The sequence below is a fragment of the Streptomyces sp. WAC06614 genome, from assembly GCF_003949795.1.
GTDB lineage: Bacteria > Actinomycetota > Actinomycetes > Streptomycetales > Streptomycetaceae > Streptomyces.
Window position 1 is genome coordinate 1 of sequence record NZ_RPRY01000171.1, and the last position, 15,535, is coordinate 15,535.

The 15,535-nt window shown below is 73.2% G+C and carries 6 protein-coding genes and 1 pseudogene; 3 read left to right on the forward strand and 4 right to left on the reverse strand.

The features are described from left to right. Nucleotides 1–41: 41 nt before the first annotated feature. On the reverse strand, nucleotides 42–8,855 hold the full coding sequence (locus tag EF918_RS21985) for a hypothetical protein (RefSeq protein ID WP_125649382.1): 8,814 nt from the start codon (nucleotides 8,853–8,855) through the stop codon (nucleotides 42–44). 164 nt (nucleotides 8,856–9,019) lie between these two features. Here EF918_RS21985 and EF918_RS21990 point away from each other — a divergent pair, with 164 nt between their 5' ends. The 3 genes from EF918_RS21990 to EF918_RS22000 are packed head-to-tail and all read left to right on the forward strand — an operon-like array spanning nucleotide 9,020 to nucleotide 10,686. Then, entirely contained in the window at nucleotides 9,020–9,985 is a 966-nt protein-coding gene (locus EF918_RS21990; RefSeq protein ID WP_125649386.1) for a serine/arginine repetitive matrix protein 2, read from the forward strand. Nucleotides 9,986–9,999: 14 nt separating this feature from the next. Further along, complete coding sequence (locus EF918_RS21995) at nucleotides 10,000–10,311, forward strand: hypothetical protein (RefSeq protein WP_260610482.1); 312 nt, start codon at nucleotides 10,000–10,002, stop codon at nucleotides 10,309–10,311. A 33-nt stretch (nucleotides 10,312–10,344) separates the two neighbouring features. Then, nucleotides 10,345–10,686, forward strand: a complete 342-nt coding sequence (locus EF918_RS22000) for a hypothetical protein (RefSeq protein WP_260610484.1) — start codon at nucleotides 10,345–10,347, stop codon at nucleotides 10,684–10,686. Between the two features lie 115 nt (nucleotides 10,687–10,801). Here EF918_RS22000 and EF918_RS38385 read toward each other — a convergent pair whose 3' ends face one another. The 3 genes and pseudogenes from EF918_RS38385 to EF918_RS37720 form a co-directional block, all read right to left on the reverse strand. After that, on the reverse strand, nucleotides 10,802–14,653 hold the full coding sequence (locus EF918_RS38385; RefSeq protein WP_312847853.1) for an FtsK/SpoIIIE domain-containing protein: 3,852 nt from the start codon (nucleotides 14,651–14,653) through the stop codon (nucleotides 10,802–10,804). Then, nucleotides 14,650–15,303, reverse strand: a complete 654-nt coding sequence (locus EF918_RS38390; protein ID WP_260610485.1) for a hypothetical protein — start codon at nucleotides 15,301–15,303, stop codon at nucleotides 14,650–14,652. Before EF918_RS38390 ends, EF918_RS38385 begins: the two co-directional genes overlap by 4 nt. Before the next feature lie 28 nt (nucleotides 15,304–15,331). Continuing rightward, a pseudogene (locus EF918_RS37720) lies at nucleotides 15,332–15,535 on the reverse strand (hypothetical protein); the annotation flags it as partial.

Consider the following 15,535-nt stretch of genomic DNA (forward strand, 5'->3'; position numbering starts at 1 on the left):
GGCCGGGGGGTGCGCGGTGGTGGGCGGCGTGGTGCTGGACGTCATGGGGTGCCGGCTCCCTGGGGCAGCGTGTCGGTGTCGATCCATCCGCCGCTGCCGGACGGCGGCAGGACGAGGTGGGAGGTGGTGGGGGCGGTGATGCTGCCGCTTGCGGTGCCGGTGCCGTTGCCGGCGGCGTGGACGTCGACGGCGATGCTGCTGCCGTCCGGTCCGGGCATCAGGTACCACCCGGGGTTGAACCAGTCGCGGACCTTGGCGCTCATGAAGAAGGCGCCGAAGGACTTGTCGATGAGCTTGCCGGCCATGGGGAAGACGAAGATGTCGACCACACCGCCGCGGTGGTACACGCGTCCGGCGAGGTTCTGCTGGACGAGGGTGCGCAGGGCACCGATGCTCAGGCCGCCGATGGTGCCGCCGACCGAGCTCATGGCGCCGGCGAGCGCCGCGTCGCGGCCGACGAGCTTGACGATCTGCCCGGCCTGGTTCTTGACGCCGAAGATCGCCGCCGCGCCGGCGCCGTTGACGAAGCCGGAGAGCACACCGGTGGCGATGCCGACGAGGAAGTCGTACGTGCCGCCGCGCCAGCGGGTGACCTTGTCGTGGCCGGCCCACTCGCCGGCCCAGTCGTCGTCGCTGGGGTGGCGCTGGAAGGGGAAGCCGTAGTCGACGTGGCCCCAGCCGAGCCGCCAGGGCGTGCCGCGGCCGTAGGCCTGGTGGGCGCCGATGACGAGCCCCTTGGTGCCGGAGCTGATGAACGCGCCCCAGAGGGCCTTGAGCACGTCCTCGCCGGTGAACGCGGTCCGGGCGACGGCCGCGGCGATGCCCAGCACGAGGAGGTTGAGGGCGAAGTCGATGACGGCCTCGTGGCCCGTCTCGACCAGGAGCTGCTGGCCGGCCTTGGTGAGGTAGGGGCGGTAGGTGGACTCGCCGCCCACGGAGGGGCCGAACTCCCAGCGGTTGGTCTCCTTCAGCATGCGGTGGTAGCCGCGGTAGTCGTTGGCGAGGTCGATCCAGTTGGTCTCGCGGCCGATCATCTTCCAGCGGCCGAAGGTGTCCATCTCGTACGTGTAGCCGGAAGGGGCGCGTTCGGCGATGACGTGCATGCCGGTCGGGTCGTACTGCCGCCAGTGCTTCTGCCAGGTCTCGATCTCCAGGAAGGTGCCGTTCTCCAGCAGCTTCTTCTGGCGGACGACGGCGCCGGTGTCGAACTCCTTCCAGGTGTGGGCGCTGAAGGCGCCGCCGGGGTCGGGTACGAACTCTCGGACGCGGAAGGGCGCGTCGCCGAAGGCGTTCTGGTAGAGGCCGGCGTGGGGTTTGGCCGGGATCTCCTGGATGCGCACCCGCGGCAGGCTGGTGAGCCGGTCGGACCAGCGGGCGCCCTTCTCCCAGCCGTTCAGCTGTACGCCGTTCCTGTCGTACCAGACGCGGATCCGGTCTCCGGGACCGGTGCCGAACTCCTTGATGTTGCCGTGCAGGTCGACCTTCTGCCAGTGCCAGACCTCGACGCCGGCGGCGTCGCGGCTGACCCGCCAGCCGTCGACGGTGGTGCCGTCGGCGAGCAGCCGGTGCTCGCGGATCAGTCGGCCGTCCGGGCCGAAGTCCCAGTAGGACTCGCGGTCCCAGCCGTAGCGGTTGACGCCGCGGCCGTTGGCGGTGAGGCGTTCGCCGCTGATGTGGGGGGCGTTCGCGTCGACCCAGGTCATCTTGCCGTCGGCCGGGCCGTGGGCGGTGATGTGCAGGTCCGGTCCGCCCGGGGTGGGGTGGGGCCAGCTGTCGGAGCGGCCGACGACGAAGCCGTTGTGGTCGTACCTGGTCCAGTCGCCCGCGTTCATGTGGACGTTCTGGCGGAAGCCGATGTCGCCGCTGCCCGCCGCGCCGTCGGGGCGGACGGCGGGCGCCGGGCGGTAGTCGACGTAGGTGCCGTCGTCGAAGCCGGTGCGGGCGACCTGCCAGTTCTTGGCGGCGTTCGGGCTGAACCAGTCGCCGTCGTGGAGGTTGGTGGTGAAACGGTCCTGCCACACGATCCGGTTGACGTCGACCCCGGCCGGGGCCTGGAAGTCGGCGCGGACGAAGGTGCGGTGGCCCTGGAGCTTGCCCGGCCCCTCCGACCAGGGCAGGTAGCCGGCCGGGGTGTGCACCGGGCCGGCGCCGCCGGGGGCGTCGGGGAGTTTGACGTTGCCCACGGTGAGGTCGTTGCCGTGGAACAGCTTGCGGGTCTCGCGGACCACCTGCCCGTTGCCGGCGATGTCGAGGGTGCCGCCGCCGTTGAGCGGGAGGAAGCGGACACCGTGGGAGGTGACGTGGGTGCTGTCCGGGGACGGGACGACCTTCCACTCGTGGAGCTGGGGGGTCGTGTCCGACTGCAGCCACTTCACGTGGCCGAGGTCGGTGGCCCGGTACTCGCTGCTGAGCAGGTAGCGGAAGAACCGCGGCGGGCGCTGCTCGGCGACCCGCTGGACCTTCAGGTAGCCGAGGCCGTTCTCCAGCAGCTTGAGGCTGTCGATCTCCTTGCCGGGCGCGGACAGCGACACCTTGGTGTCCTTGGGGAGGCCGTCGGCGCCGATCTCCCGCTGGAAGAAGCGGCGTACGTCGTGCAGGTGGGTCTGGAACCGGCCGAACTTCTCGTGCATGAGGACGCTGTCGCCGGTCAGCGGGTGGAGCATCTTGTCGGTGAAGCCGCGGCCGGGCCCCCATGCGCGGGTGCCCTGGGCGATCACCTTGAAGTCGGCGTCGAAACGGGTCCAGGCGCCCTGGGCGGAGCCCTGCGTCCAGACCGTGCTGTCGATGGTGCCCAGGGTGTGGCCGCCGTCCGGGTTCTGCTGGAAGTGCAGGACCCGGTAGTCGATGCCGCCCCGCGTCTCCACGTCGAACCAGCTGCGGCCGCTCTCGCCCCAGTGGCGCTTGCCGAACCGGACGCTGTTGCCCGCGGCGTCGAGCTGGTGCCAGAACCCGCGCTGGTTCCCGAGGGACCAGCCGCCGGCGTCGGCGCTGGCGGTGGACTGGAACGCGCCGAGGGTGTGGCCGCTCGGCAGCGGGCGCTGCTCGAAGACGGTGGTGCCGGAGAAGGTGGTGAGGTGGACCCGGCCGTGTTCCAGGCCCTTGGGGTTGATCAGGCCGCCCTCGAACCACTTGGCCAGGCCCTGGTGGGCGAGCGGGACACCGGTGACGTCGGTGCGGACCAGCCGCCAGGTGTTCGCCTTGGCGCCGCCCGCGCCGGGCTGGGCGGTGTGGTGGAGCTCCAGGTACTGCTGCGGCTTGATCCGGCCCTCGTGGACGATGTTGATGCGCTGGTGGTCCAGCGTGCCGTCGGCGGCGTACAGCTTGAACTCGCCGGCCCGCAGGCCGCCGGGCCCGTCGACGCGGAAGCCGCCGGTGCCGTGACGGAGGCTGACCGTGCCGGTGGTGACGGCATTGAGGTTGCCGTCGAGGAGGCGGACGGGCCCCCCGGTGGTGGCCACGAAGCGGGCCATGGACGGGTCGGTGAACGTCACGGCGTCGCGGAGCGGGACCACGTGGAACGGGGCGGCGCCGCCCGTCGGGGTGACGGTGAGGCTGGTGCCGGCGGGGTTGGGCACGGCGTGCATCTCCAGCCGGCCGGCCCCGTCGTACAGCCGGAACTCGCCGCCCGCCCCCTCGGCGCGGAACCCGCCGCCGGGGCGGACGGTGACGGTGGTGCCGTCCATCACGTCGAGGTGGTGGTCGAGCATCTTGATGCCGCCGCCGCGGAAGACCGCGATGGTCTCCGGCACCTGGGCGCCCGTGGCGTCGGTGAGCCGGTACGCGGTGAACTGCAGCCGGCCGTCGGCGGCGTCGTGGACCCTGATCGTGCGGGTGTCGGCGGCCTGGAAGCTGCCGTCGGGGCGGACGGTGACCCCGTCGGGGAGGTCGGCGCCGGCCGGGTCCTTGAGCTGCGGGTGCGGCGCCGCGCCGGCGCCGATCGGCTGGAAGACGTACGTGCCGGTGCCCGCGCCCGTCGGTCCCCTGAGTTCGAGGGGGGTGTGGGTGCGCACGCCGTGGGCGTCGACCACGGACAGGACGCCGTTGTGCTCGACGCGGAAGCCGCCGCCGGGCATGCCCGTCTGCTCCACGACCCGCAGTCCGCCGCCGCTGAACGGCCGGAGGTCGGGCCGGGTCAGGGTGACGTTGCCGTGCGTGTCGGTGCGGACGAAGTGCCCGTCGAGGCCGGTGCCGCCGCTGAGCGGCACGTGCGTGTCGACGTGGGCGCCGGTGGTGGCGTGGAAGCCGCGGACGACGCCGTGCGGGTCGGTGATCCGGAACGCGCCGCCGGCCCGCTGGACGGTGAGGGAGGCGTCGACGGTGCCGTCGGCGCCGCGCACCTGGGGCCCGGGCAGGTGGGTGCCGGGGAGCGGGCTGAAGACGTGTCCGCCGCCCGCCGGCAGGCCGGGACCGTGCAGGGTGACCACGTCGTGGGTGTGCGCGCCCGCCGGGTTCACGGCGACGTGCTGTCCCGCGTGGTCGATGCGGAAGCCGTCGGGGCCCAGCGAGCCGACGGTGGCGCCCGGGACCGGGGTGCCGTCGCCGCGCACCAGCTGCGGTACGCCGCCGGGGCCGGCCCCGTCCCGGACGAAGGCGCCGCCGGGCGGTGCGGTGCGCAGGCCCGTGACGGACAGGGCGTCGTGCGAGAACACGCCCTGGGGGGTGTGCACGGCGAACCGGTTCTGCCCGAGGTCGACGTGGAGGGTGCCGTCCACGCGGGCGACCTGGCCCGCATGCGGGTCCACGGCGCCCTGGGCGTCGCGCAGCTGCGGCAGGGGCGCGTGCGGGGTGCCGGCCGGGGTGAACACGAAGTGGCCGCCGGCCGGGACGTGCGGGCCGCCCAGGACGACCACGTAGTGGGTGTGCGTACCGGCCGGGTCGACGACGACGTGCCCGCCCTGGTGGTCGATCCGGAACCCGCCGGGGCCCTGCGGGGTGACGGTGGCGCCGGGGACCGCGGTGCCGTCGGCGCGGACGAGCTGCGGGACGGCTCCGGGGCCGTCGGGGAGCTGGACGAAGGCGTGCCCGGCGCCGCCCGCCAGGGTGACGGTGGGGACGGGCAGGGCGTGGTGGGAGAAGGTGCCGTCGGTCCGGTACACGCTGAGGTGCGGGACGGGGGCGGCGCCGGCCGCCGGGGCGGGGACCACGTGGAACACGCCGTTGGCGGGGGACGTGACGGTGCCCAGGGTGGTGACGCCGTCGGCCGCGGTGAGCCGCAGCGGCGGCAGCGGGCCCGCGGCGCCGCCGGGCAGGCCGGTCGGGGTGAGGACGTGCAGGCCGTTCGGGGCCCCGCCGGGGCCGGTGAGGGCGATGCCGGTGCCGAGGGAGCCGCCGGTGGCGGGGTCGTACAGGTGGAAGCCGCTGCCGTGCGCGTCGGGGACGTTCACCACGGCGTTGTTGAACTGGACGGGACGGCCGCCGGTGGGCAGGACGGCGTCACCGGCGCCGAGGTGGCGGATGCCGGTGATCGCCTGGGCGGCGTTCATGTCGAGGCTGACGGTGGTGCCGTCCAGGGGGCCGCCGCTGAGCTGGAAGCGCCGTTCGATGCCGAGGAGCCGGTTGCCGTGGGCGTCGGCGGTGTAGTTCCACCGGCGGGTCTCCACGTGGGGGACGACGGTCTGCTCGACCCGGACGATGTCGACGCCGCCGGGGCCGCCGCCCGGGAGGTGCCGGACGGTGAACGGGGCGGCCCCGCCGGGCACGGCCCGGACGTCCGTGATCGCGCCGCTCCTCGGATCGACCCGGATGTCGACGTGGGCGCCGCCGGTCAGGCCGGGCGGGGTCACGGCGTGCACGACCGGGACGACCGGGGCCGGGACCGCGCCGCCGGCGCCGGTGGTGGCGGGGCCGCCGGTGAGTCCGGCCCCGCCCGGGAGCCGGACCGTGCCGGGGGCGCCGGAGGTGCCGGAGGTGCCGGACGAGCCCGGCATGCCGGCCAGGTGGCCGGGGGGCGGCAGCGGCTGCATCTCCCTCGCGTGCCCGGCCGGGCCGTCGCCGGTGACGTGCACGTCGATGACCTGTTCGTCGAGCAGACCGTGCCCGGCCTGTGCGCTGAGCGCGTAGTCGAGGCGGTGGATCGTGCCGTCGGTGCGCAGGTGCTCGATCCGCAGCACGTTCTGGTCGCCGATGCGCAGGTGGCGGGCGTCGATGGTGCCCCCCACGCCGTGGGCGCCGTGGACCTGGATGTCGACCGTCCGCCCCGACGCCAGGCCGGGGTCGACCTGGACGCGTACACCGGGCAGGCCGGGCAGGTGGGTGAAGGTGTGCTGGAAGTCGAGGGTGACGGTGTGGTTCACGAAGATCTCGTGCCGGCGGAACGATGAGGCCGCCGCGTCGATGTAGGCCTGGTTCCACTGCGCGGCGAGCAGGTCGTCCAGGAAGGTGAGGGCCGGGGTGTGGCCCGTACCTCCGGGCCCGGGGCGGTTCTCCGGCAGGACGGTGGGGATGTCCACGTGCTGGGCGTCGACGGCCGGATCGGAGATCTGGCCGGGGGTGAGGGGGGCGGAGACGTTCGGCACGGTCGGGGGGACCTGGGTCCGGCCGAGCGTGCCGAGGTTCACCGCGCCCGTCCGGGTGACCGGCACGTCCAGCTGTCCCGGGCTCGGCGCCGTCGACGGGCTCCGGCCGAGGCCGGGTGCGGTGCCGGGCAGGCCCTGGCCGCCGAGCTGCTGGACCTGGGGCACGCCGACCTGGCCGAGCTGGGTCGCGGGCTGCGGCAGGGCCAGGTCGCCGAGGTGGGTCTGCGCGTCGGGGACGGAGGTCCCGCCGAGGTGCGTGCCGCCCCGGGACAGGCCGACGTCGCCGAGGTGGGCCCCGGTCTGCGGCACGCCGAGCCGGCCGAGGCTCAGACTCGCGGGGACGGAGGTGCCCAGCGAGGGCGTGGCCAGGTGTCCCAGCTCGACGGAGCCGGGCTGGGCCGGCACGTTCACCTGGCCGAGCTGGACCGTGCCGAGCTGGGGCGCGGCGTCGACGGCCGGCAGGTCCACGAGCTTGGCGTCGATGCCGGGGAGTCCGGTCTTGACGAGCCCGATCTCGCCCCCGCCGACGCTGCCCAGGGAGGGCACGCTGACGTGGCCGACCGAGGGCAGGGACGGGGTGGAGACGTTGACCGGGACGAGCGCCCCGGTGAAGCTGTCGAGCGCCGGTGCGTGGACGCCGAGGGAGGGCAGGGCGCTGCCGGTGGGGGCGCCGAGCTGCGGCATGGTGAGGTGGCCGTTCAGCGGCAGGGCCTGCGGGACCGTGCCGAGGCTGGGCAGTGGGGTTGCGCCGAGGCTCTCGATCGGGGTGATCGGACCGAGCTGGGGCAGGGGGGCGCCATCGAACGCGCCGAGGTTCGGCAGGTCCACCAGCCGGGCGCCGATCGGCGGGAGGTCCACCCGGCCGATGCCGCCGAGCGCGCCCAGGGAGCCGAGGCTGAGATCGAGGTTGTCGGGGATGATCACGCTGATGCCGGGGGGTGGGGCGCCGAACTGCCCGATCGAGGAGAAGCCTCCGTGGCCGAGCCCGCCGAGGCCGTTGCCGGTGAAGGGGTTGTCGAACGACGAGAAGGAGAAGTCGCCGGGCCGGATCAGGTGCAGGCCGCCGTTGCCGGCGCCGCCGAAGAAGTGGGAGCCGCCGGCCGCGACGCCCGAGATCTTGGAGATGTCGCCCAGGAACTTGCCGTTGATGAAGGCGCCGTAGCGGAACTTGCCGAAGAGGCCGCGGTCGATGAAGCCGATCCGGAAGGCCAGGAGGATGCCGTTGCCCATCTCGTCGGAGGCCACCGGCAGGAACAGCCGCAGGCCCTTCCATCCGCCGAGCCCCCGCGCGACGGCGAGGACCCCGTCCTTGACCCCGTTCAGCCCGACCATGAGGCTGCGCACCCCGAAGAACGCCTTGGCACCGACCCCGTTGATCACCGCGAGTTCGACGCCGATCGGGAAGAAGGAGAAGCCGCGGCCGGCGCCGCCGAACAGGTGGATGCCCTGGATGCCGCTGGTGTTGAACTTGATCCCGGAGAACACCCCGCCCCTGACCCAGGTCCCGGTCGCGGTGACGGAGTGGTCGAGACCGAGGGACACGCGGGTGAACAGGCCCAGGGAGTTGGGGCCGCCGAGCACGAGGTTCTTGGCGCCCTGGAAGCCGCGGGCGCCGATGCCCTTCAGCGAGGACCAGGCCTGACGGAGGTTCAGGCCCTTGGTGGTGGGGGCGATCACGCCCACGACGGCGAGCACCAGGTCCAGGACGCTCGCCTCGCCGTGCGAGAAGTCGACCGCCGTCTTGATCAGGATGGCCAGGTTGAGGGCGAACACGGCCAGGGCCAGCGGCCCGCCCACGAAGATCGCCGGGATGATCAGGAGCATCGCCAGCCAGGTGAGCGCCTGGAAGAACTCCTTGCACTCGTCCACGGGCGAGCTGATCGAATCGGCCGCGTCGGTGAGGCCGGTGGCGGCGGTGGCGGCGGCCGCTTCGAGGACCTTCCGGGCGTCCTCGGCGATGCTCTTCTGCGCCTCCCTCCCCTCCTTGTCGTCCTCCTTGAGGCTCTGTGCCGCACGCAGGGCCGCGTCCGCCCGGCCCTGCTGTTCGCGCATCACGCCGACGTACGTCTGCAGGATGCCGCGGACGTCCTGGTGGGCCTTCTTGAAGCTGGTGATGAACCCCCGGACTCGGCCGTCGATCTTGCCGCGTACGGCGTCGGCGGTCTTGCCCTTGAAGGCCTGGGAGGCGGTGTCGAGCACCCCGTTGAGGCCGGTGTCGATGGTGTCGGCCAGCTCGATCTGCGCGTACTGCGAGGAGATCACCCGGTCGATCTCGTCCGGGTCGCCGGGGGTGGGGTCCGCGGAGAGGCCGAGTGCGGACCAGTCGCTGGGACGGGCCATGCGCGGCCACCCCCTTCGTCGTGCGGCGCCTGCCCTTCAATTCCTCTACGCACCGGACCGGGGGCCGGTTCAAGGACCAACTGCTTTTTCTCCGGCAGGGGTTGAACCCGAAGGGCGCCCGGAGCGTAGACGAAGCGAGAGGACCTTCAGGAAGGAGGCGGACCGTGGCCGACGTGACCCCGGACTTCGCCATCGACTACGGCCTGCTGAGCAAGGTCCAGGCGAAGCTGCGCGAGCTGGCCGACCAGGCCGGTACGGGCGAGGGCACGGGTGCGTACCACGATGCGTCCGAGCTCAGCGGTGAGGCGGGGCGCAGGCTCTGGGGCAGTTACGACGTCGCCGCGGAGTTCCGGTACTTCTTCGACACCGCCAAGGGGCGCCAGAAGGACGGCAAGGAGGGCCTCGTCAAGATGGCCGACCTCTTCAAGGGCGTGTCCGAGGCATGGTTCGAGGCGGATTCCCAGATCGCCGGCAGCGCCGGCCTGCTGGCCAAGTCGCTGGGCCTGGAGGAGTGGAAGGGGCAGAAGGAGGCGTACGACGCGTGGCTGGCGAAGAAGAAGGCGTGGGACGCCTTCCTCCAGCAGATCGGCGCCGCCGACTACTTCCGTGACCATCCCGGCGAGAGCATCCGGATGGTGTGCAGTGCCGAGGACGCACCCGGCTTCTGCAAGGCGTGGCGTGAGTTCCCCCATCCACCGGAGCAGCCGGGCGACGCCCCGCCCAAGCCCTCGGACACCCCGCCGACCAGCTTCCACCAGGAGAACGAGACGGGCTCGATCGACGTGAAGCTGGAGCTCGACAAGGACAACAACATCATCAAGGAGATCACGACGGTCACCACGAACGGGCAGACGTACACCACGACCACGGCCTACGACGGCCCCCCGCACATGGTGACCCCGCCCGGGGGCGGCAAGCCGTTCGACGCCCGCGACTACACGGTCACCACCACCGGCGCCGACGGCACGACGAGCGTCTCGAAGGTCGTGATCAACGACGACGGGTCGGGGACCATGTCCGTCACCGAGGGCGACGAGGTCAAGAACTACACGCGCTCGGGCCTGGGCGCCGAGTGGGAACTGATCGACGAGAACCCCGGCGACGACGAGGACTCCCCGTTCGTCGGCTGACACCCAAGGAGCACATGATGGTTGCCAACATCCGCCTCTCCTACACCGAGATCGAGAGGGTGTCCGGTCTGCTGGACACCGCCGTCGACGTCACGCTGCTGCCCCGGATGAAGGAGGCCAAGCAGCAGGTCGACGACCTCCTCGCGGGTGCGCTGGTGCTGGAGAAGACCACTCCGGCGCTGAGCCAGCAGTACGAGAAGTTCAACACCGGGCTGACCCAGGCGGCGGACGCCGTCAAGGGCTTCGCCAAGCAGTTCCGCGCGATCAAGGCGGCCGTGCAGAACATGGACTCCGACATGGCAGGCAAGATCAACAGCAACGGCTGACCGGCGACGGCGGCGAGCGAGAGGGGCACCACGATGCCGGTCGGTTCCGACGACGTCTATTTCGACTTCAGCATGATCCAGAGCGGTTGCACCACGATGGGCAACAAGCTCGCGGACATCTCCAAGCAGCTGGAGGACCTGGAGGGTTACGTCAGCGGGCTGCTCCAGAACGGCCTCGTCTTCGAGAAGGCCAGCCCGGCCATGAAGGAGGCCTACAACGAGTTCAGCCGGCAGCTCAAGCTGTCGGCGCAGAACATCAAGTCCTTCGCGGACATCTTCACCAAGATCGCCGAGGGCATGAGCCAGTCCGACAGCGACATCACCATCGAGATCAACAAGGCGCTGGCGGAGATGGTCGCGAACGCCAAGAAGTAGGGTCCCCCGCCGGTCCGGGCGGGGGCCAAGGCGACTCGGCCCCCGCCCGGACCGCGGTCGGCCGTCGTGCCGACCGCGGGTGCCGAAGGGCCCTTGCGCCGACCGCGGGGGCCGCTCAGCCCTCCAGGACCGTCAGCGGCACCTGGACCGCGACCGCGCTGCCGCCGTCCCCGGCGGTCCAGCCCCGGCCCTGCACGAGCGCCATGCGGACCTGCTCGCCCGAGAGCCGGGTGCCGATGATGTCGCCCTCGCCCACGCTCTTCGGCCCGAGCAGCAGCCCCCGCCGGGCCCGGCGGGCCGCGCCCACCCAGCCCATCGAGTGCATCGACTCCGGCAGCCCGGCCAGCAGCAGGCCCTGGAGGTGGTCGCGGCCCTCGGCGGCGACCTGGCGCAGCACCCGGTCGGCGTCGGCGGCCAGCAGCAGGTCGGCGTCGTCCACGACCACCACCACCGGCTTGCCGCGTACGGCGTCCAGGGCGGCGGTGAGGGCCTCGGGCGACGGGTCGGGCTCGCGGAACACGTGCGCGAGGTCGTGCGCGGCCAGCCGGCGCAGCTGCGACTCGCGCGGGGTGATCACGATGAGCTGGGTGCCGCCCAGCAGCAGCGACACCGACATCGCGGCGAGCGCCGTACTGCGTCCGCTGCGCGGCGGCCCGGCCACCACGAACGAACCGCCGCCCTCGTGGAAGTCGTAGCCCAGGGGCCGTACTTCGTCCCCGCCGACGCCCAGCAGCGCCCACAGCGGCCGCAGTTGCTGCTGGGGCACTTGGTCGACGGCCTCCTGGAAGCCGATCAGACCGGGCATCTCGCGGATCCGGAACGGCCTGCGGTGCACGGGCACCGCGCTGTCCCGGGCCGTGGTCCGCCGGCCGATCGACCGCAGGGCGTCGCCCTGGTCCGTGCGGTCGGGCGAGGCGGTCGGCAGCAGCGCGATCTGGGCCTCGATCCCGCCGGGGGCGTGCCAGCCGCGGCCGGGCGGCACATGGGCGGGCACCCTGTCCCGGCTCATGCCCACCGACATGTAGTCGCTGGGGTCGGCCTGCCGCAGCAGCAGCCGCTTGTCGTTGTGCTGGGCGACCCGGCCGCCGAGCAGGACGCGTTCGGAGGTGGCGATGACGTGGATGCCCGCCGCCACGCCCTCGCGCAGCAGCCGGGACACCTCGGCGAACACGCGACCGCCGTCGTAGTCGTCGATGAGCTGGCTGAGCGCGTCCCAGCCGTCGATGAACAGCACGATGTGGGCGGGCCGCCGGTCGGCGGGCAGCTTGGCGCGCAGTTCGGTGATGCCGGCGCAGTCGTGCTGGGACAACAGCCTTTGGCGCTGGGTCAGTTCGGTGACCAAGCGGGTGAGCAGGCGTTCCAGCCGCTCGGTGTCGTGCCGGGAGACCACCGCCCCGCAGTGCGGCAGCGACTCCAGCGCGGCCAGGCCGCTGCCGGCCGCGTCGATGCCGTACATGTGGAGGTCGCCGCTGGCGACGACCGTCGCCGTGGAGCCGGCGATGGTGCGCAGCACCTGGGTACGGCCCGAGCGCGGGGCGCCGATGACGTACAGGTGCCCGAAGGCGGACCAGTCGATCGCGCCGAGCCGCCGTTCCTGGAGGTCCGGCAGGTCGAGCAGGGCGTACGGCACGAGCGGGAGGGCCTCGTCCTCGGCCGGCGGGGCCGGCGGCAGGTCCAGCAGGTCGACCCGGTCGTCCAGCGGGGGCAGCCAGGGGCTCGGCTGGGGGGTGTAGTCGTCGAGCCGGGCGGTCGCCTCGATCAGGGTGTCGACGAGGGCCTTGAGGTCGGTGGGGAGCTCCTCCGTGCGGGACAGGGCGAGGAGTTCGGCGTCGTCGTCGCCGAACTCCGTGAGGAGCGGGGTGCGGCCCAGGCGCTGCCAGGTGAGTTCGGTGCTGCGCACCGGCCGTGAGCGCCGGTCCGCGTCCTGCCCCGGCACCGGTTCCGGGCCGCCGCGCTCGGCGCCGACGAACGCCGTCTGGAAGGGCATCGGCGCGGCCGAGCCGCGGCGGACCAGGGCCCGGCCGGGGTTGGTCGGGGAGATCGCAGCGGCTTCGGGGGCGTTGATGATGTCCTGGCTCTCGGAGCGGTCGATGACCCGCAGGGCGATGCGCAGGTTGGTGTTGGCGCGGATCTCGTTGCTGACGGAGCCGCCGGGCCGCTGGGTGGCGAGGAAGAGGTGCAGGCCGAGGGAACGGCCGCGCTGCGCCAGGCTGATCAGACCGGGGACGAAGTCGGGCAGTTCCCGGACCACGGTCGCGAACTCGTCGATGATGATGAGCAGCCGGGGCAGCGCCGGCAGCCGCCGGTCGCGGGACCGCTTGGCCCGGTACTCCGGGTGGTCCTTGGCCTCCACCTGGTTCAACAGGATCTCGCGGCGGCGCAGTTCGGCGTCGAGGGAGGACAGCGCCCGGCGCACCAGGTGGCCGTCGAGGTCCGTGATCATGCCGAGGGTGTGCGGCAGCCGGTCGCACTCGCGGAAGGCGCTGCCGCCCTTGTAGTCGACCAGGACGAAGGCCAGTTCGTCGGGCCGGTTGGCGGCGGCCAGGGAGGCGATCATCGTCTGGAGCAGCTCGGACTTGCCGGAGCCGGTGGTGCCGCCGATCAGCCCGTGCGGGCCGTCGCGGACCAGATCGAGGGCGAGCGGGCCCTCGTAGCCGGAGCCGACGACGAAGCTGGAGGCGGCCGGACGGCGGGCCCAGGCCTTGACGATCGCGGCCGGGTCCGGGGGCTCCTGGCCGATCAGCGGCAGCAGCCGGACGTCGTCGGGCAGTCCGGAGTCGCTGTCGACGGTGACGTCACGTACGGGCGCCAGGGCCCGGGCCACCTCCTCGCACCAGTGGGCGTCGACCAGGTCGGCGCGTACGTCGACCACCTCGGGCAGGCCCGAGGTGCGCACGGAGAGCCGGTTGCCGTGGGTGGTGACGACGACGGTGCACTCCTCGGGCAGCAGCCGTTCGCGCTCGTCGACGCAGAGGCTGAACACCCGGACCTCGGGGCCGGCGGTCAGCAGGTGGACGACGCCGGGGACGTCGCGCAGCCGGCGGGCGCCGTCGAGGACCACCATGATGTCGGGCTCGCGCTGGAGGAAGTGGCGCATCGGGGAGGCGTCGGTGTCGGTGCGGGCCTGGATCTCACCGATGAGCTCGTTGACGCGGTGCGCGGTGGTCTCCGGGTCGTTGCCGAGGCTGACGACGGCGCCGCCGGGGCGGCCGGTGCGCAGGTGCGGCAGCCAGCGCACCCAGTTCCAGGCCTCGGCGTGCTCGTCGTCGGTCAGGACGACGATGCGCAGGTCGCGCGGGCTGTGCAGGACGGCGGCCTGGGCGACGGCCCAGCAGGCCAGGCGGCGCGGGGTGGTCCCGGAGCCGCTGATGCCGACCACGCCGTGCTGGGCGAGCTCCACGCCGAACGGGACGTCGGCCAGGCGCCAGTACACCTCGCGGCGGTTGGCCTCCCGGGCGGAGTCGTCGATGCGCTTGAGGGAGGGCCGGGTGAGGGTGCCCAGGCGCAGCGTGAGGTGGTCGGGGTCGCGCCGGCGCCGCTGCCACAGGCCCTTGCCGGGGCCGGTGGCGGTCAGCCGGAGCGAGGCCGGGTCGGGGAAGGCCTCGGCGCGCAGCCGCCGTTCGTCCAGGGCGGCCTGGCGGATCTCCAGTTCCAGCCAGGCGCGGCGGACGAGGTAGATCCGCAGGTTCTCCTCGTACTGCTTGCGGCCGGTGCGGCGGGAGGACACGTAGTTGCCGATGCCCATCATGGGCGTGAGGACGATGAAGACGAGGAAGTAGAGGCTGCGGAACATCAGCACCATGACGATGCCCATGATCAGCGGCGAGATCATCATGAGGAACGGGAAGGGCCGCTTGGTGTTGTCGTGCGGTGGGCCCTGCATGGCCATGGACTCGGCGTCCAGGTGCGGGGCGATGCGGGGCGGCCGGTTGTACTCGACGCCGATGCCGTCGGCGGCCGTGTTCACGGCCGCGTCGGCCTCGAACGGCGTGCACAGGCGCAGCAGATGGTCGCCGAGGGCGAGGTCGGCGTACGGCGGCCAGTCGGCGGAGCCGTCGTCCGGGTGCGGGAGCCGTACGGCCCCCGCTCCCGCCGGCCGCCCGGCTCCCGCACCCGGACGACGGGCGGGGGCGGGGTGAGGCTGCGCAGGCCGGAGCCGGCGTCCGCGGCCTCTGCGGGCAGCCGGTAGGAGGCGGCGCCGTCGGCCCCGACGGTGATCCAGACCCCGCCGTCGGGGGCGCCGCCGCCGTCGAGCCGGACGACACAGCCGCGGTCGGTGCCGACCTCGTGCGTGCCGGGGCCGAGCCGCCAGACCCGGCCCGCGCCGGGACCGCCGACATGGCGGATCTCGACCAGGACCGGGTCGGAGGCGGGCGGCCGCCAGGCCTCGGAGCCCGTCGACGGGGGAGGTACCGGGGCTCCGAGGCCGATCACCGAACCCTCCCGGAGACCGCTGGCCCGAACGGGGAGATCGGGGCTCAGCAGACGGTCGTCCAGGTAGAGCTCGGCTGCTCCGAGGGCCTCCCCGAGGGCGGCGACGCCGGCGCCGTCGGGGAGGTCCAGCAGGTGGTCCGCGCGGTTTCCGCGGGCGTCGACGGTGGAGAGGGTGAGTCTCACGGAACTCCTTGCGGTGGCTGCGTCTACGTCAACGTGACCCACGGGGCCCGGCGGGCACCCCGGCATCGGGATCGCTCCCGTCGTCCCCCTCGTCCCCACCGCCGACCGCCGGACGCCCGGTCCCGCCGTCGGCCGGGCCGAGGCCGTCGGCCGGGCCGAGGCCGCCGGCCGGGCCGAGGCCGTCGGCCGGGGCCGCGCCGGGCGGGGGGCCGGGGTCGGGGGCGCCTCGGCC

What these genes read in the sequence shown, in the direction of transcription:
- EF918_RS21995 (WP_260610482.1), top strand. Translation starts at nt 10,000, where the DNA reads ATGATGGTTGCCAACATCCGCCTCTCCTACACCGAGATCGAGAGGGTG.
- EF918_RS21985 (WP_125649382.1), bottom strand. Translation starts at nt 8,855, where the DNA reads ATGGCCCGTCCCAGCGACTGGTCCGCACTCGGCCTCTCCGCGGACCCC.
- EF918_RS22000 (WP_260610484.1), top strand. Translation starts at nt 10,345, where the DNA reads ATGCCGGTCGGTTCCGACGACGTCTATTTCGACTTCAGCATGATCCAG.